The sequence below is a fragment of the Nesterenkonia sp. AY15 genome (assembly GCF_022565855.1).
In the GTDB taxonomy this organism is placed as follows: Bacteria; Actinomycetota; Actinomycetes; order Actinomycetales; family Micrococcaceae; genus Nesterenkonia.
In genome coordinates, this window is record NZ_JAJOYV010000001.1 from 549,929 (window position 1) to 568,899 (window position 18,971).

Here is an 18,971-nt window from a genome sequence, read left to right on the forward strand (position 1 = left end):
TATGACACGGCTTCCGGGACGAGATGTGATCAGCTCAACGCCGTTTCATCATCCACTGCTGCATCTTCCACCGCTGCATCCTCCGCGCGGAGGATTCGAGTGATCTCGACCCAGCGGCGCAGGAACGCCGGCTCGTCGAGGCGCCGTCGTCGCATCCAGGAGGTGACCTCGTCGTTGCACTTGCTCGCGTTGCAGGAACGGCAGGCAGGCACCACGTTGTCGATCGTGTAGCGCCCACCCCGGGAGATCGGGGATACGCAGTCCTTCTGGAGAGGAGCCCCTTCGGCGCCGCAGTAGGCGCAGCGCGCCCACGCCTGGAGGATGCGGAACCACTGGTCCTTCGTCAGGTCGCTTCCCGAGGCGGCGACGCGTCTGGTCCGCCGGCGCGCGGCGCGGACGCGGCGAGTGTTACGAACCGGCATGGCCCGAGATTAGCACCGCGGAGGCCGGAAGAAACTCCCAGACACCGGGCAGTGAGGCCTGGTAGCGTTCCGGCTAAGCTGCCGCGCCAGGTCTACCAGGAGGCATTATGCCGATCTTCGAGTACGAGACCCACCTGCCCTTCTCCCGTGAAGACGTCTTCGACTGGTACGCCCGCCCGGGTGCGCTGGTGCGGCTGCATCCGCCCTTCGCCGGCCGAGTGATCGAGGAGCCCACCAATGGTCTGCAGGACGGGTCGGAGTCGGTGCTCGGGATCAACATGCCCAGCTTCTTCGGCACCACCCTGTCCTCCCTCGCCGATATGGCCGGCTCGGCCAGCTCGCTGCCGATGCGCGGGTACACCAAATGGCGCTCGCGGCACACCAATTTCAAGCCTGGACATGGCTTCTCCGATGAGATGATCTCGGGTCCCGCGAAGTCCTGGCGGCATGACCGCAGCTTCGAGGACGACGGCGCCGGGATGGTCCTGCGTGAAAAGGTCACCTACGAGCTGCCCCTGGTGGACAAGCTCCCCGCCGCGGTGCAGAAGGTGGTCGCTCGCCAGTTCGAGGCCGAACTGAACCGGATCTTCGCCTACCGCGGCCGACAGAGCAGCGATGACCTGGCCTTCCACCAGTCCCACGGCCGCCTGGCTTCACAGCTGAACCAAGACCCCCACCACGTGCCCGAGGTCGCCCCGATCAAGGTGGTCGCCGTGAGCGGCGCGTCCGGGCTGATCGGACGCCAGGTCTGCGCGCTGCTCGGCGGTGCCGGCATCGAGGTCCGCCGGATGGTCCGCGGCCACGGGGACTCCTCTGGCGGAAAGACCGGAGAGATCATCTGGGATCCCGAGGCCGGAACCCTTGACCCGGAGGCGCTGCGCGACGTGGACGCCGTCATCCACCTCGCCGGACACCCGCTGGCCGCCCGCTTCACCGATGAGCACAAGAAGAAGGTCCTCGACTCCCGCGTGGAGGGGACCTCGCTGATCGCCACCACCCTCGCGCACCTGGAAGAAGCCGATCAGCGCGGCCGCGTGCTGATCAGCAGCTCCGCCATCGGTTACTACGGTGCGACGCCGGCCGATCGCTCCAGCCGCAGCGCCATCCTGACCGAGGACTCACCTGCGGGCACTGACTTCCTCGCTGACGTCTGCAAGAAGTGGGAAGAGAGCACCGCGCCGGCGAAGAAGGCCGGGGTCAGGGTCGGGATCGTCCGCACCGGGATCGTGCAGACCCCCGCCGGCGGCGCGCTTTCTCAGCTTCTGCCGCTCTACACCCTCGGTGCTGGCGGACCGCTGGGTGATAAGGAGTGGCAGAGCTGGATCAGCATCGATGACATCGCCTCATTGATCGTGCACCTGGCGCTGAACCCGCACGCCGAAGGTCCGGTCAACGGTGTCGGGCCTGAGCCGGTCACCGCCAAGCAGTACTCCAAGACCCTGGCCGCGGTCATGCGCCGCCCCTCGGCGATCCCGGTGCCGACCTTCGGTCCGAAGCTGGTCCTCGGTGAGCAGGGTGCCAAGGAGATCGTCGGCGCGGATCAGCAGGTCACCTCGGTGAAGGCCCAGTCCCTGGGATACGCGTTCCGCCACCACACCCTGCAAGAGGCCCTCGAACACGTGCTCGGCAGCTGACACCGTCAGACAGCTGACCCTGGTCCAGAGAAGGAAGAATGCCCAATGACAGAAGACACCAAGATCCGGATGTTCGGCGCCCAGTGGTGCGGGGACTGCCGGCGGACCAAGGCCCAGCTCGACGCGCTCGAGCTGGACTATGACTACATCGACCTGGAGCACGACGTCGCCGCCGCGAAGGTGGCCGAGGAGATCTCCGGACGCAAGCAGATTCCCGTGGTCGTCTACCCCGACGGCTCACACCAGGTGGAGCCCTCCAACGCCGATGTCGAGGCCAAGCTTCGGGAGCTGGGCGCGACCTCTTGAGCTGAGCCTCAGGTCTACGGTCCAATGGGCGCAGCAGATCTGCCCGACCAGCTGCCGAATCCTGAGGGACGCCGGATGAATATGCCAGTCCACGCCGGAGAGCCGCACACCGCAGGCATCGCGGGACGGCTGAACTGGTTGCGCGCCGGGGTGCTCGGCGCGAACGACGGGATCATCTCCGTCGCGGCCATCGTCGTCGGCGTGGCTGGAGCGACCAACCAGCTCGCGCCCATCGTGACCGCAGGCACCGCCGCCCTGGTCGGCGGCGCGATCTCCATGGCGCTGGGCGAGTACGTCTCGGTCAGCAGCCAGAGCGACAGTGAGAAGGCGCTGATCGAGAAGGAGCGCGGAGAGCTCGCACAGATGCCGGAGCAGGAGCTCGACGAGCTCACCGGCCTCTACCAAGCGCGGGGGCTCTCCGCCGAGACCGCGCGCAAGGTCGCCGAGGAGCTCACCGCGGATGACGCGCTGGCGGCGCACCTCTCCGTCGAGCTCAACATCGATCAGGAGGACCTGATCAGCCCGTGGCAGGCGGCGTTCGCCTCGGCCGCGGCCTTCACCGTCGGCGGGACCATTCCCTTCGCCGCGATCCTGCTGCCGCCTGATATCCGGATCGCGGCGACCTTCGCGCTGGTGCTGCTGACCCTGGCGCTGACCGGGGCGCTAGGTGCTCGGCTCGGCGGCAGTCCGATGCTGCGGCCCACCATGCGGGTGGTGATCGGCGGAGCGATCGCGCTCGCGGCCACGTTCATCATCGGCACGCTGCTGGGCACCGGGTTCGGGTAGTCGAGTCCCGCGCAAGCCCTGGACGCTCAGTTCATCAGCGCGATGTAGAAGTTCAGCGTCGAGGCATACAGCGTCCACGCCAAGTACGGGAGCAGCAAGTATGCCCCCACCCGGGAGATCGGCCAGAACCGCCAGATGGTCAGCCCGATCGCGACGATCAACACCACGATGAGCACCATCGCGGCCCAAAGAGCTGCGGTGCCGAAGAGCGGATAGCCGCCGAAGAACAGCGGGGACCAGATGCTGTTGAGCACCAGCTGCCCCACGAACAGCGCCAGTGCCGGAGTGGCGTTGACGCTGTGCCGACGGCGCCAGACCAGCCAGGCGCCCACGCCCATCAGCAGATACAGCACGGTCCAGACCGGACCGAAGACCGCATCCGGCGGGGTCCAGGCGGCCTTGTCCGCGTCGGCGTACCACCCGTCGGTCTCATCGGCGGTGAGAATGTTGCCCAGGAACCCCACTGCCTGCGGGATCCCGACGAAGAGGATGAGCGCGATGAGCTGCTTCACCGTGGAGTCCGGGGTGCCATGTGGATCGAGCCAAGTTTCGGTGCGTGCGTGCGGAGTCATCTCACGGTCCTTCCGTACCCAAGTGATGCCCCGACCATACACTTGGGCCTATGACCTCTACAGCTTCTGAGCAACGCCAAGCCCTGGTCACTGCACTGCGCAGTGTCCCCGCCGACGCCCCGACGCTCTGCGAAGGGTGGGCCGCCGAGGACCTGGCTCTGCACATCGTGATCCGCGATTCCCGCCCGGACCTGATCATCGGTCCGGCGCTGCCGCTGGTGGGCGACGCGGCGCGCAGGACCCTGGATAAGCTGCGCGCCACCGGGTATGAGTCGCTGGTCAACCGGGCGGAGGCCGGGCCGCCTCTCTACTTCCCGCAGAGCCTCCCACCGCTCAACGATCTGATGAACACCGCGGAGTTCTACATCCACACCGAGGACGTGCTGCGCGCGCAGTCGGACTTCGATCCGAAGAGCCCGCGCCGCATCTCCGAGAAGCTGCGCAGGCGACTCTGGAAGCAGGGTGCCACGGCGATGTTCGCGATGGCCGCGCGCAAGGCGAAGCGGCGCATCACGTTCATCAGCCCCGGCTACGGCGCGACGACGAGCGGACCGTCCTCCGCCCCGGTGCAGGAGATCCAGGGCGCGCCCGAGGAGCTGCTGCTCTGGGCCTTCGGCCGCGAGGAGAAGGCCCAGGTCAGCATCAGCGAGGGCTGAATCTAGAACGGGTAGGACGCGATCTCCGAGCGCACAGTCAGCCACTGGGTCTCGGTGAAGGACTCGATGTTCGCGCTCGCGCCGCCGAGCCGGGAGCCGGTGCCGGAATCGCCGACCCCGCCGAAGGGCGCGTTCGCTTCGTCGCCCACGGTCTGTTCGTTGATGTGGACCTTGCCGGAGTCGACCTGGTCGGCGATCTTCATGGCCAGGCCGACATCGCCGAGCACGCCCACCGAGAGCCCGTATTCGCTGCTGTTGATGATCTCCACGGCCTCCTCGATGGTGGAGAAGGAGATGACCGGAGCCACGGGGCCGAAGATCTCCTCGGTCCAGGCCGGGTTCTTAGGAGTGATCCCGGAGATCACGGTGGGGGAGTAGAAGAGGTCGGTGAAAACGCCGCCGGCCTCGACCGTGCCGCCGTCTGCGGTGGAGGATTCCACGATCGAGTGGATCCGGTCGAGCTGCTTGGCGTCGATGATGGGGCCGATGGCGATGCCGTCCTCCGCCGGGTTGCCCACCGGAAGGTTCTTCGCCTTCTGGCTCAGCTTTGCGATGTACTCGTCCTTCAGCGACTCGTGCACCAGGTGGCGTCCGGTGGTCATGCAGACCTGACCCTGGTGCAGGAAGGAGCCGAAGGCACCGGCCGAGGCTGCCTTGTCCAGGTCGGCACCGGGCAGGATCACCAGGGCGTTGTTTCCGCCGAGCTCCAGGTGGGCGCGCTTGAGCAGCTTGCCCGCGGTCTCACCGACCATTCGTCCGGCCGCGGTGGAGCCGGTGAAGGAGATGATGCGTACCTCGGGTGCCTCGGTGAGCGCCTTGCCGACCTCGCCGCCACCGGGCAGCAGGTGCAGCACGCCGGCGGGCAGGCCGGCTTCTTCGAAGATCCGGGCGATGGTCACGCCGCCGGAGACGGTGGTGCGCGGATCCGGCTTCAGCAGCACCGCATTGCCCAGCGCGAGTGCGGGAGCGACGGAGCGGATGGAGAGGATCAGCGGGAAGTTGAACGGGGAGATCACCGAGACGACGCCGGCGGGGCGGCGCCGCGCGAAGGACCAGCGCGGCTGCTCGGTGGTCAGCACCTCACCGGCGGGAGCGGAGGGCAGTGCGGCGGCCTCGAAGCACTCGGCCGCGGCGACGTGGGATTCCAGCGCGGCCTTGGCCGGGACTCCGCCGGTCTCACGGATGATCCAGGTCTCGATCTCCTTGGCGTGCTCCTCGAAGAGGGTTCCGGCGCGGCGCAGCACTGCGGCGCGCTCGGAGGGCTTCATCGCGGACCACTTCTTCTGCGCGGCGGCCGCCGCGGTGGCGGAGCGCTCGACGTCGGCGACGGAGGCGCCGCCGGCGGTGCCGAGGCTGTCGCCGGTGGCGGGCTCGGTGATCGGGATCAGCTCACCCCCGCCGGTCTGCCATTGGCCGGTGAAGACCTTGCTGTCCCAGCGGACGTCGTCGAGGAGTGTGGTCGTGTCAAGCGTGGAGGTGGTGGACATGTGGTGACCTCTCGGGAGGGGAAAGACTGCACGGCAATTTTGCCTATCTCCATAGTGATCTGCCGCACAGCTCAATTCAAGTGTCGTGTGCGAAAAAGTCGACCTTCACATCTGTCGCGGTGAAGTGCGACAAGGACCTGAGTCAGGCATCGAGAGCTCATTCTGAGCGTGGAACCGGGTGAGTCCGGGCACCCGGACTCACCCGGTGATGTCGACGGGATCTCTACTGTGCAGTCCATTCGCCGCAGTCGCTGGTCTCGAAGGCGACATCCGTCTCGGCGATGGTGACAAATCCCTGTCCCTCGGGGAGTCCATTGGTGATGATGTCGTCGAACTCACCGCTGAGTCCTGAGAGTCGGGCCCAGTAACAGAACCCTGAGGTGCTCTCGGTGCGATAGGTGCCCGGCTGGATCTCCTCGCCGACCAGGAACGTTCCTGAGCCCGGGATGGATCCGGAATCCGAGGCTGATGTCTCTTCCTGTGCGGACTGCTCGGCCGCTTCCGTTTCGGCTTCCTCCTCGGCCTGCAATGCCAGCTCCTCCTCCCGTGCGTCCAGGGCATCTTCACGGTCCTCGAGCTCGGATGCCCGGGTCTCGATGGATTCCTCGTCTTCGGCGATGACCTCGCGGCGCTCCTCGAGGTCTGCCGGTTCCACCTCGACTTCCACCTCGACCTCTTCGGTGATGGTCTCCGTCTCGGTCTCGGTGACGATCTCAGGTTCGGGCTCTCCGCTGCTGCCGATACCGACCCCCGCAATAAGTGCCACTACGATGCCGACTATCCACGGCCAGCGACGGCTCTTCCTGGGCTTCTCCGGTGAGTCCGCACCGCCTGCAGCCGGTGGGTAAGACTGGTGCTGATCCTGGTGCGAGTGATTCATCGTGTCCCTCTTCCTCGAGTGATTCCCTGGCCTATCCAGAGATCTGACACGTTGAGAAAAACAGTTTCTGTGCCAGTGAGAATCACCCTAGGTATGACCACGGACATGAATCAGAACCTACGAAGAACCGCACCTAGCCCAGCTCTTCCTCCGAATACCGACGCTGGGACTCGCGCTGGCCATGGGTGATGCGGCGGATGTCCATGCTGGAGTCGAAGGTGGATCCCACCGCTCCTGCCACAACTCCCATGGCGGCGCTGAGCCACGCGATGTCCAGGTAGTTGAAGAAGCTGATCTCGTTGCCGATGAGTTCAGCCAGGAAATCCGGGTCGATGACGACGAGAGCGCCGATCAGAATGGTCACCACCAGCGCCGTGTAGAGCACGGACACTGCGATCAGCAGGGTCAGCACGGTGGACCCGTTGTACAGCCAGACGACCCGAGCCAGGTGTCGGTTCGTAGGTTTGTCCCAGAGCCTGTTGGTGAAGATCAGCCAGACCACCATGCTCAGGATCGCGGTGACCCCGATGGAGAGGAGCCGTGCCGTGCTCAACGCGTCAGCCATCTGCCAGATCGAGTAGTAGAAGATGCCGAAGGCGCCCACCGCCGCCGCACCGGCCAGGGCGCCGGAGAGCTTCGGAGCGGTCCGGAACGGGTCATTGGCGACGGTCATGCCCAGTATCGTTCGCAGGTCGCCGGTGCCGGAGCGGGCGAACAACCGGTGCCGTTCTTTTCCTTCTGCCGGCCTCCAGTGAGTCCATCGTTGTTTATATTTCTCCTGGAGCGGCCCGTGGGAATCAGGCAGCAGCCGCAACAGACAGTCCATGAAGATCTCACGGATCCGCCGCTTGGTCGCCCAGATGCCCAGGGTTGGATAAGAGATGATCGCCGTCCTGTTCTCGGCGAAGATCTCCGCCACCAGCGGTCGTCCCTCGTCATGGCGGGGCACCTCGGTGAGCATGAGGACGGCGTCGGCATCGAGGTGCTCGGCGTCGAGTTCACCCAGCGCCTTGATGTCCAGAGTCCCGTCAGGGCTTATCCGCACGCTTCGAGTCTCGATCTCCACAGTGACGTCGTCGGCCAGCACTTCGCGCGCTTCAGCGGTGAACACTGCTTCGATCTTTCTGATCCGGCGGGCGGCCACTCCCGGGTCCGCGACCAGCATCACCCGGATGGGGGTGTCGGATGATGACATGTGTGGTGCTCCTCCTTATATCCCCGCGCGGAGCCAGGCCCATATAGGGAGAGCTCCGTACGAGGCGTCACCTCGAGCGTAACCACAGCAAACGTCGTTGTCCTCACCGCTGGTCTGTGATGGACTCAAGGAAGACAGTGGCGACCACAAGAATCGAGGCTGACATGACCCGCATCGTCGTGCTGGCCACCGGAGGAACCATCTCCTCCCGTCAGAGCTCGGCAGGCGGGTCCCGCGCCAAGGACAGCGCCGCAGACCTGATCAGCGCCCTGAGCACGCACGGACTCGACGACTTCGGAGCCGGCGTCGAACTCGAGTCCGAGGACGTTGCGGTGCAGAACTCCTTCAACTTTTCTCTAGCCGACCTCTCCCGGATCGCCCACGAGGTCGCGCGGATCCTGGGCCGGGAAGACGTGGACGGCGTAGTCGTCACCCATGGCACCGACACCATGGAAGAGACCCTCGCGCTGCTGGGCTTCACCCATGATGATCCGCGGCCGGTGGTGCTCACCGGAGCCCAGCGCAGCCCCGATCACCCCGACGGCGACGGCCCACGCAACCTCCACGACGCCATCCACACCGCGGCCTCGCCAGCTTCCCGCGACCAAGGCGTGCTGCTGGTCTTCGGCGGGGAGATCCACAGCGCACTGGGTCTGCGCAAGAACCACACCCTGGCCCCGCAGCCCTTCGGCCACCGCAGTGCAGGCGCGCTGGGCGCCGTCGTCGGCTCCGGCACCAGCTACTTCGCCCAGGCGCTGACACCCGAGCCGCTCCCGCTGCCCAACGCGGCATTCGAAGATCAGCGGGTGGACATGGTCCTGGGCTATCCCGGGGCCGACGCCGCGCTGATGCACGCAGCTCTCGAGGCCGGGGCCACCGGTGTCGTTGTGCTCGGCGCAGGGGCAGGCAACCCCGGTGTTCCGCTCACCGATGCCATCGCGCAGGCCACCGCTCAGGGTGTCCTGGTGGGTCTGGGCACCCGCACCGGGGCCGGGCCCGTCGCGGTGATATACGGAGGCGGGGGAGCCGTGGACGCCGTCGCCGCCGGAGCTGTCCCGCTTTCAGACCTGCCCGCCACCCAGGCCCGGATCCTGATGGCGCTGCTGCTGAGCGCCCATTCACCCAGCCAGGCCAGAGACCAGCTGGACGCACGGCTGAACCCGCAGACCTAGAACACTTCAGACGCACTGCACCAGACACGGAAGAGGTACTCACATCATGGCCAAAGAGATCTACGTAGCACTGGGCATCGACGTCGACGCGGTCGGCGGCTGGCTCGGCTCCTATGGCGGCGAGGACTCCCCGGGAGACATCTCCCGCGGCATGTTCGCCGGTGAGGTCGGGGTGCCCCGGTTGAACAACCTGTTGGCCAAGTACGACCTGCCCTCCACCTGGTTCTGGCCAGGGCACTCCATCGAGACCTTCCCCGAGCAGTTCGATCAGGTGGTCGCCGCCGGGCACGAGATCGGAGTCCACGGCTACAGCCATGAGAACCCGATCGCGATGACCCGCGAGCAGGAGACCGAGATCCTCACCTACTGCATCGATCTGATCGAGAAGCGCGCCGGGCGCCGCCCCACCGGCTATGTGGCGCCCTGGTGGGAGTTCTCGACGGTCACCAACGAGCTGCTGCTGGAACAGGGCATCAAGTATGACCACTCGCTGATGCACCGGGACTTCGAGCCCTACTACGTGCGCGTCGGGGACAGCTGGGAGCACTCGAAGATCGACTACGACAAGCCCGCCAGCTCCTGGATGAAGCCCCTGATCCGCGGCGAGGAGACCGACCTGGTAGAGATTCCCGCCTCCTGGTACCTCGATGACCTGCCGCCGATGATGTTCATCAAGTCCAGCCCCAACAGCCACGGCTTCGTGAATCCACGTCAGCTCGAAGAGATGTGGCGCGACCAGTTCGACTGGGTCTACCGGGAGAGCGACTACGCGGTCTTCACCATCACCATCCACCCCGACGTCTCCGGACGCCCGCAGGTGCTGCTGATGCTGGAGCGGCTGATCGAACACATCAACTCCCACGAAGGCGTGAAGTGGGCGCAGTTCAATGACATCGCCGATGACTTCATCCGCCGCTCACCGCGCACAACCGACTGACCTTCCTGCCCCCTGAAATCGCCGCTGCATCTGCCACAAGGAGACACCGTGTCCAAGAATGAGAAGAATGCCCACCGGCTCGATGTCCCCCTGGACGGCGTCCGCGGACCCAAGGGCGCGAAGAAGACCCCGTTCGAGGGCGACCCCCGCAAGCTCTGGCGGGTGAACCAATACCCGTCCCCGTTCTCACTTGCAGATGCCCCCACCCGCGAGAAGGTCGGGTTCAAGGGCAAGAAGGACGACGGCGAGGACGCGCTCGATGAACGCGCCGAGATGCTGGCCGACCTGCAGGAGCTGATGTGGGCACATGTCGTCTCAGCGTCTGAAGAGGACCAGCGCGAGGTGGCCAAGGCCATCGCCGGCCGAGTGCCTCGGCGCACACCTGCGGAGAAGGCCCGCCGGGAGGAGCTGTTCTCACCCGAGGTGGAGAAGGCGCTCAGCAACCTGGCGCGGGGGCCCAGGATCCTGCTGGTGCTGCAGGGCATGGATGCCTCCGGCAAGGGCGGGGTGGTCAAGCAGGTCGTGACCTCCATGGACCCGATGGGTGTGGACGTGGCCGGGTTCGGCAAGCCCACCCCAGCGGAGAGTCGTGAGCACTACCTGGAGCGCATCATCCGCAGGCTCCCACGCCCCGGGCATGTGGGGGTCTTCGACCGCTCCCACTACGAGGACGTGCTGGTGCCCACCATCCTCGGCAGCGAGAGTGCGGAGGAGCTCGAGCGCCGCACCGAGGCGCTGATGCTCTTCGAGCGCGAACTGGTCCGGTTGGGCTTCGTGATCATCAAGATCAAGCTCACCATCTCCCAGGAGGAGCAGCTGGACCGGCTGGTCTCCCGGCTGGACCGCAAGGAGAAGCACTGGAAGTATGACCCCTCCGACGCCGACGCCCGGGCCGAGTTTGACCTCTACCAGGAGGTCTACTCTCACCTTATGGAAGCCACCGACGCCGACCACGCGCCCTGGCATGTGATCGGCGCGGACCGGAAGTGGTACTCCCGACTGGCGGTCCAGGAGCTGCTCATCGCCGCGCTCTCTGACCTGAAGCTGCGCTGGCCCGCAGCGGACTATGACGTGGAGGCCGAGCGGAAGCGGCTGCTGGAGTCGTGAGGTCTCACAGATGAGGTGGAAAGCCTAGGGGAGGGAGCGTCCCGCCTCCTGCGCCTCGGGCGCTGGTTCCGTCGAGTACTCCCACTTCGGGTGCCGTTTATCGAACCGCGTCGGCAAGATCATCAGGATCAGAACGATGAAGGGGCCGATGAAGGGGATCAGTCCCAGGAAATAGACGGGTCCTGGGAGTCCTGCGTCGTGCAGCCTGCGCCAGCTCACCGCGAGCATCGGAAGAACCGTTGCGACGCCCCAGACGAAGGCCGCGAGCGAGCTCGCCAGAACCAGTCCCTCGACGTTGCCGGTGCCCTGAGTCAGGTCGAAGTATCCCAGCGCGGGATCGTAGGTGCGCATGTGCGGGATTGATATCAGCCCGCCGACTACGGTCATGAAGAGTTGCACCCACCAGTACTCGCTGCGCGAGGCGTAGCCCTTGAAGTGCGCGTACTTGCCGAAGAAGCGCGCACGGCCTGGCCGAGTGTGGCTCCGTAGAGCGGCTCGTTCAACGGGGGAGCAGAGGTAGTGGTCTGCGACGGATCGGTGCTGTAGCTGCTCACGATGATTCACTCCGGTGTCGACGCTTATGTATGTTCAACCCTATGCCGCAAGGCGCTGATCTGGGAAGGGACTCGAAAATTCAGCAGAGCCTCCGCCGACGTCGGGATCAGCCATCATGATGGACGCGACATTGTCTCCGTCGATGTGTATCCGGTTCCAGGTTCACTTCCCTTCCCAAGACGTATCGGGTTTGGTGGGTCTGGGAACGACCGATCCTCGAACAGCACCTTCCGCGCCGCTGCCCGCCCGAAGGGCGTCCGCAGCACCTCGAATCCGGCGCTCGCCATCAGAGGGTGTTTCACCTGGGCCAGTGCGTGGCGCATCGCCAACCGTCCGGTGAACTTCCGGCGCAGCGCGCCGCCGTCGTAGTCCTGCAGTGCCTCTCGCCGGCCGGTCCGCAGTGCCTCATCCAGCGCGGTGGCCGCGTAGTCGGAGAGTCGCAGGCAGGGGTCCAGTCCGCCGGCGGTCAGCGGTGACACCGCGCCGGCCGCGTCACCGACGAGCAGCCCATTGGGTGAACTGATCCGCCGCAGCAGCCCGCCCACCGGGATGGGGCCGCCGCGGCGCTCGACCTCGGCAGGGGGGCGGTCCGCCTCGGTCAATCCTGGAGCGCGCGTCGCGAACTCGTCCAGCGTGCTGCGCACCCCGCCGGTGAAGCGGCGGGAGTACCCGGCGGTTCCCACGTGGGCGTGGGTTCCGTCGTTGATCACCCAGCCGATGTACCCGGGCGCCAGCCGGGGATCCAGGACGCAGTGGAAGGCGGGGGAGCCCACCGGCTCGGAGACGGTGAAGACATTCTCCGCGCCGACTAGCAGCTGCGTGTTGCGGTCCAGTCCCAGATCCCTAGCCACCCGCGACCGCGCACCGTCCGCCCCGACCAAGAAGCGGGCATGCACCGTGGTGGGTCCGTCAGGCCCGGTCACTTCGTATCGGCCATCCGAGCCACCAAGGTAGCGGGTGCCCAGCATCAGTTCAGCCCCGGCGAAGACTGCGGCCCGGGCCCCAGCCGCGTAGAGCGGACCCATCTCACCTACGCGGTACTCATCGCGCTCGCTGACCAGCTCCACCGGATCGCGCAGGCTCGGTGGGTACAGCACCACCCGGCGTATCGCTGGTCCGAGGAGATGATCGGGCAGGTCGTAGTCATCCAAAGTGCGCCGCACGAAGATCCCAGTCGTCCTGATGGAGGTGGTCAGGTCCCGTCGCCGGTCGATGGCCACCACCGAGTGCCCGCGCTCCGCCAGCCTGGTCGCGACGCGCAGCCCCGCGAGTCCGGCTCCGACGACGAGCACATCCGTCTGCCGCACCCGGCCGCTCATTCCTCCACCCACTCGATGAGGTCTCCGGGCTGGCACCGCAGGACCTCGCACATTGCCTCCAGCGTGCTGAATCGGATCGCCTTGGCGCGTCCGTTCTTCAACACCGCCACATTCGCGGGGGTGATCCCGACCCGCTCGGCGAACTCACCCACGCTCATCTTCCGTTTGGCCAGCTCCACATCGATCCGCACGATGATCGGCATCAGATCACGGCTTCCATGTCGGTGCGCAGCGTGGTCGCCTGCTTCAGCAGCGCCCGCATCACCACGACCACCAGGCCGACGACGGCGCCAACCGCCACCATCAGCGCGAGCACCAGAGGGATCCCAGGATCGGTGGCTTTGATCCCGATGTAGAGAAAGACTCCGACCAGGACAAGCCATGCGGCCCCGATCGCACCCAGCACGAGGTTGACCCAGCGCATCGAGGTGGGACTGAAGATGCGGTCCTTTTGCACCAGCGTGAGCAGCTGCCAGATGCAGACGATGACCACCTGGACGCATAGCACCCAGAAGATTGAGATCAGCGTGAGGGGCCAGCGAAGGAACGCCATGTCGGGCGACTCCTGCGCCATATAGGCGAACTGCTTTGGAAGAGACATCGCCTGGAGAAGGAGCAGGAGTCCGAAGAGCAGGACCAGTGATGCCTTGAGGGTGGCAACAACCCAGCGTTGACCTATCATACATCAAGCTTCAGTGATTATCTATCGATAGTCAATAGATTTCGAAGGCTGCTTCGGAGAGTCACGTAATCGGCAGGTCTCACGGTCGTTGGACGCGAGTTCCAGTGTTTGAGTAGAGCAGGTCGCCCCGGCATGTCGGGCGACTACGCAAACAAACTGAGCACCACAGTGAGTTGCCTCGACCAACTCATGATGTCGGTAACAAGAGAAAACGTTGACCCTGTGAGTGTCCCCACTGCAGTGGAGTCGGGTAGTAGACCCCGCCGTAAGGCGTTCACAGAGGAGGAGATTAAGCGGCTCTCCGCGGATTACGCAGCCGGAGTCAGCGTCGAGGACCTGGCCACCGAGTACCGCTGCCATCGCGCGACGGTCTTGAAGTACACGGCGCAAGCTGGAGTCCACCGGCCGAAGAAGTCCAGGGTTGCCCCAGAGCAAGTTGCCGAAATCATTCGTCTTTACGAGCGTGGCGTGGGCACCGGGGATATAGGACGGCGACTGGGTTTCACTACCAAGACGGTGAGGCGGAGGCTGAAGAGCGCGGGTATTTACGAGGGAGTCCCGCAGGACTCTGGGGTTGGTCGGATGAGTGATTTGGTTAAAGGGGGGTGAAACGCGCGGTCCGCATTCATAGCCGCTAAATGCATGAGCCGCTTCGGTCTCGAAGCTGCACTGAGCTCAAGTAGAGACTTGACCTCGTTCGACTTGATAAGTCCCAGGGTGCTCAGATTTACCCGCGATGCAGTCTTCGCTGTACCACCAGAATGGAAACTAGTAGAAAGGCGATAACGAAGAGCAGTACTGGAACGACATTGCCACCCGTCTGTATCTCTCTGTTCATAAAGGCTGAAGCGGTGGTTCCAGCAGCAGCGCTCAGGAAACCACTCCCCAGCGTTCGCCAGATGACCACGCTCGTTTGGGGAGCGTCGGGCGGAGGGGCATTCTTGAGCGCGATGGAGTGTGCCAGCCAGAGCAAGCAGCCCCCGACTATTGTCAGCAGCGCCGCCAGGATAAACGAGAAGGGTTCTTCCGCCATCCCAAAAATTGTTCCAACAAGTACAAAGAAAGCAAAAAAAAGAGCCCGAATAACAGAAATAAAGTCTGCCGTCCATAGGTCTCTGCAGGTATTTTTCACGGCCTGAGGCTCCTCGATTCATGAAACTAAAGAGTCTGAATATCTTCCGGTCAAGTATACGTCGTCGGGTAAGATAACGCTCTGCTCCACCGACGACTCGGGAGGAGCATCTACACCCTTCTGATTTTGCTACGCGACCTCGTTGGAGTAATCAAATGCCGCGGCAGCAAGGACTTGAGTGGGGCGTTGCTCGTCACCCCTGTAGTCAAACCTCCCTCTCTCTGAAATTAGATGCAAATTCTTTCGTGCCCGTGAACTTATTACGAACAGCGATCGGTTGGCTGCAGTTGTTTTGTCGGGCTCATTGAAGTGCGGGAGCGCGCCTTCGTATAACGCAAAAGCTATGACCGTATCGAATTCTGCCCCTTTGACACCATGGACGGTCGATACAGTGACGCCTGATTTGGGGCGGAATACTTTTTTGAACGTCTCAAGATCATTCAGACTCACACCCTCGTCTCTCTCGACACGTGAGATTCTATTATGCATTCTTTCAAAGAAACTATCGTGCTGGTGTTTTAGTCCTTCATGCGTATCTAGAGATATACTATACTCATTTAGAAACGCATCGAAAAAGTCTCGAAGGAATTTAACGCCATCTTGAGTATCTAGCGACACAGAGTTTGAAAAGCGCAAAAGTGTCCTGGGTGCCAAGTCATCGGTGGTCGCACGGCACTCCACGAGAAGATCTATAACTTCCTGCGCCCAGCGGAGTCTTGTATAGAAGTGACGGGGGGACGCTTCCGTCAGCGAAATGCGAGCTAGCTTGAACCAAAAGTTGTCGCGATTCTCTCCGAACGGTGTGAGGCCCGGTCCATTAAATTCATACTCTGGCATGCTTCGGACAAGGGCCCGTGTTACTGACGCCAGGTGGATCCAGAATGGAGCCACCACACAGATCTCGGACGGATCGATATGAAGAGTCTCGATATTGTACCGGATCAATTCTTCAAGGTGTGTTGGCAGTTGCGAACGGTCTACGGTCCGGTTGTAGGTAACGTTTCCGGACCAGTCGCGAAGGTGTCCTGAAGCTACGATGTCCATTGGGGAGACTTGGAACCTGCTGAAGTAGTCCACTCTCTCTTCGGACGATCGGTAGTTTTGGCTGAGGGACATTTCCGAAATTGTCAATCCAGTCATACCGGTCAGCTCCTCGTGGGGAAGCGCCAAACCTCCGAGCGAGGTGAAGATCGCCTGATTGGGGTCACCCACCATGAACAGACGGGCACTTGATCCGGTCGCTCGAAAAATGCACGCAAGGATCTGGTACTGAATTTCGCGAGTGTCTTGGTATTCATCAACGGCGATCAGACGAAACAGGCGACTCAATCTTTGCGCGATCTGCTTGTTGTCACGAATAAGGTCCGCGGCATACTTGAGCATCATCTCGAAGTCGATCGCTCGCAGGGCGTTAAGCTCCTCGTGGTACTGCTCGACCGCAGCAATAACTAGCGGGCGGTTCCTTTGCGAGGTGCTTAGGTCGATCTCGTACCCAGTTGATGTGGCGAAATGCGAGCAATCGAAGCGACTGCGTAGGCCATGCTGCTTGGCGATTGAGTCGAGCATAACCTCTTGATCGAAAGTGTCGATCACCCTAAAACCGTCCCGGAGGGCCGGGTGATAGATCGCGTAGGGTCGGATAATCCATTCCAGACAGAAGCTGTGGATAGTGCCCACCCACAGCTGATCGGTACTGATGCCCATACCGCTGATGCGATCTTCCACCTCGTTGGCAGCTACATGCGTGTAGGTCAGTGCAATCACAAACTGCCGGTGGCTGTCGACTTCGGCCAGTTCGCGAGCGATTTTGTGAATGAGGGTGCGAGTTTTGCCGCTGCCAGGGCAGGATACAAGCAGGATGTTGCCATCAGCATTTACTGCCGCAAGTTGTTCCGCATTGAGCTTATCTAGAGAGTCACTCATCCAAGAACGCCCCGACGAGTGCCCTCAGCTGAACGTCGTCCTCAATGAATTCGAGCAGACGCGCACACTCTCGCGGACCGATTTCGCTCCGCCTAAGTTGGTCCACAAAAGACTTGGCGTTGGTGAATTCCGTATCACTCAGATCTTTCCAAGTGGCAATCCGGTATTCGAACAACCGGCACCACGTCTCTGTGGGAAGTACTGAGACGCTAAATCCAAGGGCATCGATAATGTAGGAGGGTACGACCATATCCGCAGTCAAATAACCGCTGAGCAATAACGCAAACCACCCTTTGCCTGCCTTATCGGCCATCTTGAGAGTGGTGTATCCCGACTTGGCTGTGCGCCCGGAATTGAGGGCAGCTTTATGCCAGGTTCGACTTGAGGGTCTGGTGTACACGCGATCAACGAGATTGACGAGAAGCTCCCGGTTCGCTGCGTCCGCAAAAGCGAGATCTACCTCAAAGGTGTGCTCGGCGTAGAAACTGCTTACGAAATCGTTCTCCGCGGTGTAGGCGTCCAGATCTGCGACGCGTCCGCGGCCGGAATCTTGCGAGGCCCGAGCTTTAGATTTCTTCGCCTGGTCGGCCTGGTCATCTTCAGGGTCTTCTTCTACGTTAAAAAACGCTTCATCTGAGTCGGTGACGATGGCGCATTGCTTCCGTATACGGTCACAGTGAAACAGATTTGCCAGGTTCTTGAACCCTGTACTACGCACATTTATAACGCTCACGCCGATTTCGTCGAGGCTTACGCCATAAACGGTCTTTACAAGAGACGGGATGAGGATCTCTTCTGCGTCACCTTCGACAAGCAGGACGCTCCGCGCGAATAACAAGTTGGAGCGGATAGCGTCTAAGAAGCGCTCTGCACCTTCCACCTGTTGCGGGTCAAGACCCGTAGCGGGCTGATACGCGAACCAACCGGATCCCTCCTTAGATAGAATGTTCACGCGCTCAATCTCGCTAACTTCTGAGATGTGAGTGGAGTGTGTCGAATAAATTATTTGGGTGCTGTCATAGCGCACACGATCGAAGAGTGTCTTCTGGATGTGAGTATGTATATGAGCTTCTGGTTCCTCGATGACGAGAAAATTAGCGATTGATTTACGAGCAGTTCGATATTGGAACTCTAATAACTTCAGCGTCAAGAACATTAGGTTGGCACCGCCGACGCTGAGCTCCTCAACGCCCCCCTCGTATGTTTCGCCATGTTCTCCGACGTACAGCTTAAGAGACTGGAACAGTCGACTCGCTTCTGTGGGGAGTTCTGACTTGATGCTCATGGAAGTAGGAGAGTAGGTCTCTCCCACGGTTTCCTTGAACGTCTCACGTATGCCATCTCTAATGTCCGTGACGTCCGACCTAGTTTCGATCGCGTTGTTTAGCTCATCGACCTTGGCGAGAATCGAGTCGAAATCCCCCTCGGGGATCTCATCGCTCTTGACGTTTAGTAGCGTCCGTAATGGGTTGTTACGATTCATCTGAAAATCTTTAACCACGTCGCGAAGCGCTGGTATGTAAGAAAATGAGAACTCTTTAACCAGAGAGAAATAACGTGGGACTGGAATTCCGAGCTCTGGGAAGTCAGGTGCGATCCCTAGTAGGTCTGACGGGAATTCGACGGCATCAAAATCCCCCACGATTCGTTTGTATTCATCAGGGTCGGTCAGGTCGACCGAAATCTTGCCTGCGATCACGGTTTCGTAGTCATCAATAGTGATGGATTGCTGCAAGAGTTCCAAGGCGGTTCTATCGCCGGCCCTTAGACTCGCGAACCGATTGCGGGTGTACTTGTTTGGTCGAAACAGAAGACCATAGGTGGCTATCTCCAATGACTCGTCTTGGTCATCGGCAGCTCGATGTTGAAACAGAGCTTGCATACTCTCGTCTGGTCCGATGTCCGAGAACTCCAGGCTGATCGAGATCCAGTGCCCTCTCCAGTCTTCGAGTCCTCGATGAAAGTCTGTCTCGCTCAGTGAGTGCGAGCGTCCGACCATATTCTCATCGAGAAGTAGACGCAGTGCCCTTAAGAGGTTTGTCTTTCCGGAGCCGTTCTCTCCTACGATTGTATTGACGCCGGGATGCAGCAGGACGGACGTGCTGGAGAAGTTCTTGTAATTCGTCAGCGATATCTTGGATATGTGCATGCGCTATCTCCGTTCCACCTCTAGGTAGGAGCTCAGGTTCACTTCAACACTCACGCG

At 62.3% G+C, this 18,971-nt stretch carries 19 protein-coding genes; 7 read left to right on the top strand and 12 right to left on the bottom strand.

Features of this window, described 5'->3' with window-relative positions:
- Positions 1-29: 29 nt before the first annotated feature.
- On the bottom strand, positions 30-422 hold the full coding sequence (locus LSI54_RS02450) for an HNH endonuclease (RefSeq protein WP_241477667.1): 393 nt from the start codon (positions 420-422) through the stop codon (positions 30-32).
- Positions 423-529: 107 nt separating this feature from the next.
- Here LSI54_RS02450 and LSI54_RS02455 point away from each other — a divergent pair, with 107 nt between their 5' ends.
- The 3 genes from LSI54_RS02455 to LSI54_RS02465 all read left to right on the top strand — a co-directional run bounded on the left by LSI54_RS02455 (position 530) and on the right by LSI54_RS02465 (position 3,148).
- On the top strand, positions 530-2,056 hold the full coding sequence (locus LSI54_RS02455; protein WP_241477668.1) for a TIGR01777 family oxidoreductase: 1,527 nt from the start codon (positions 530-532) through the stop codon (positions 2,054-2,056).
- A 45-nt stretch (positions 2,057-2,101) separates the two neighbouring features.
- Positions 2,102-2,362, top strand: coding sequence for a glutaredoxin domain-containing protein (locus tag LSI54_RS02460; RefSeq protein WP_241464132.1), 261 nt, complete (start codon positions 2,102-2,104; stop codon positions 2,360-2,362).
- 81 nt (positions 2,363-2,443) lie between these two features.
- The gene (locus LSI54_RS02465; RefSeq protein ID WP_446740413.1) at positions 2,444-3,148 is read left to right on the top strand and encodes a VIT1/CCC1 transporter family protein; all 705 of its coding nucleotides are present in this window, start codon (positions 2,444-2,446) and stop codon (positions 3,146-3,148) included.
- 26 nt (positions 3,149-3,174) lie between these two features.
- Here the strand turns inward: LSI54_RS02465 and LSI54_RS02470 are convergent, their stop codons facing one another.
- Entirely contained in the window at positions 3,175-3,720 is a 546-nt protein-coding gene (locus LSI54_RS02470) for a TspO/MBR family protein (protein ID WP_241477670.1), read from the bottom strand.
- Between the two features lie 50 nt (positions 3,721-3,770).
- On the opposite strand from LSI54_RS02470, the gene LSI54_RS02475 reads away from it, so the two are divergent.
- On the top strand, positions 3,771-4,376 hold the full coding sequence (locus LSI54_RS02475) for a TIGR03085 family metal-binding protein (RefSeq protein ID WP_241477671.1): 606 nt from the start codon (positions 3,771-3,773) through the stop codon (positions 4,374-4,376).
- Positions 4,377-4,378: 2 nt separating this feature from the next.
- On the opposite strand, the gene LSI54_RS02480 is transcribed toward LSI54_RS02475, so the two are convergent.
- The 3 genes from LSI54_RS02480 to LSI54_RS02490 all read right to left on the bottom strand — a co-directional run bounded on the left by LSI54_RS02480 (position 4,379) and on the right by LSI54_RS02490 (position 7,938).
- Positions 4,379-5,863, bottom strand: a complete 1,485-nt coding sequence (locus LSI54_RS02480) for a benzaldehyde dehydrogenase (protein WP_241477672.1) — start codon at positions 5,861-5,863, stop codon at positions 4,379-4,381.
- A gap of 223 nt (positions 5,864-6,086) precedes the next feature.
- The gene (locus tag LSI54_RS02485) at positions 6,087-6,629 is read right to left on the bottom strand and encodes a hypothetical protein (RefSeq protein WP_241477673.1); all 543 of its coding nucleotides are present in this window, start codon (positions 6,627-6,629) and stop codon (positions 6,087-6,089) included.
- A gap of 247 nt (positions 6,630-6,876) precedes the next feature.
- Entirely contained in the window at positions 6,877-7,938 is a 1,062-nt protein-coding gene (locus LSI54_RS02490) for a hypothetical protein (protein WP_241477674.1), read from the bottom strand.
- 164 nt (positions 7,939-8,102) lie between these two features.
- On the opposite strand from LSI54_RS02490, the gene LSI54_RS02495 reads away from it, so the two are divergent.
- The 3 genes from LSI54_RS02495 to LSI54_RS02505 are packed head-to-tail and all read left to right on the top strand — an operon-like array spanning position 8,103 to position 11,154.
- Positions 8,103-9,110, top strand: coding sequence for an asparaginase (locus LSI54_RS02495; protein ID WP_241477675.1), 1,008 nt, complete (start codon positions 8,103-8,105; stop codon positions 9,108-9,110).
- Positions 9,111-9,156: 46 nt separating this feature from the next.
- A complete protein-coding gene (locus LSI54_RS02500) occupies positions 9,157-10,047 on the top strand; it encodes a polysaccharide deacetylase family protein (protein WP_241464143.1) in 891 nt (296 codons plus the stop codon).
- 48 nt (positions 10,048-10,095) lie between these two features.
- Positions 10,096-11,154 (top strand): PPK2 family polyphosphate kinase, encoded by a 1,059-nt coding sequence (locus LSI54_RS02505; RefSeq protein ID WP_241477676.1) that lies wholly within the window; start codon positions 10,096-10,098, stop codon positions 11,152-11,154.
- A 24-nt stretch (positions 11,155-11,178) separates the two neighbouring features.
- Here the strand turns inward: LSI54_RS02505 and LSI54_RS02510 are convergent, their stop codons facing one another.
- The 7 genes from LSI54_RS02510 to LSI54_RS02540 all read right to left on the bottom strand — a co-directional run bounded on the left by LSI54_RS02510 (position 11,179) and on the right by LSI54_RS02540 (position 18,914).
- On the bottom strand, positions 11,179-11,541 hold the full coding sequence (locus LSI54_RS02510) for a DUF805 domain-containing protein (protein ID WP_241477677.1): 363 nt from the start codon (positions 11,539-11,541) through the stop codon (positions 11,179-11,181).
- A 281-nt stretch (positions 11,542-11,822) separates the two neighbouring features.
- Positions 11,823-13,016 (bottom strand): FAD-dependent oxidoreductase, encoded by a 1,194-nt coding sequence (locus tag LSI54_RS02515; protein ID WP_241477678.1) that lies wholly within the window; start codon positions 13,014-13,016, stop codon positions 11,823-11,825.
- Between the two features lie 8 nt (positions 13,017-13,024).
- Positions 13,025-13,231 (bottom strand): helix-turn-helix domain-containing protein, encoded by a 207-nt coding sequence (locus LSI54_RS02520; RefSeq protein WP_241477679.1) that lies wholly within the window; start codon positions 13,229-13,231, stop codon positions 13,025-13,027.
- Positions 13,231-13,629: a DUF2975 domain-containing protein gene (locus LSI54_RS02525; protein ID WP_241477680.1), complete on the bottom strand. Its 399-nt coding sequence runs from the start codon at positions 13,627-13,629 to the stop codon at positions 13,231-13,233. The genes LSI54_RS02520 and LSI54_RS02525 overlap by 1 nt, the downstream gene beginning before the upstream one ends.
- A gap of 808 nt (positions 13,630-14,437) precedes the next feature.
- Complete coding sequence (locus LSI54_RS02530) at positions 14,438-14,842, bottom strand: hypothetical protein (RefSeq protein WP_241477681.1); 405 nt, start codon at positions 14,840-14,842, stop codon at positions 14,438-14,440.
- A gap of 129 nt (positions 14,843-14,971) precedes the next feature.
- Positions 14,972-16,765: a UvrD-helicase domain-containing protein gene (locus LSI54_RS02535; RefSeq protein ID WP_241477682.1), complete on the bottom strand. Its 1,794-nt coding sequence runs from the start codon at positions 16,763-16,765 to the stop codon at positions 14,972-14,974.
- The gene (locus LSI54_RS02540) at positions 16,758-18,914 is read right to left on the bottom strand and encodes an ATP-dependent nuclease (RefSeq protein ID WP_241477683.1); all 2,157 of its coding nucleotides are present in this window, start codon (positions 18,912-18,914) and stop codon (positions 16,758-16,760) included. The genes LSI54_RS02535 and LSI54_RS02540 overlap by 8 nt, the downstream gene beginning before the upstream one ends.
- Positions 18,915-18,971 lie beyond the last annotated feature (57 nt).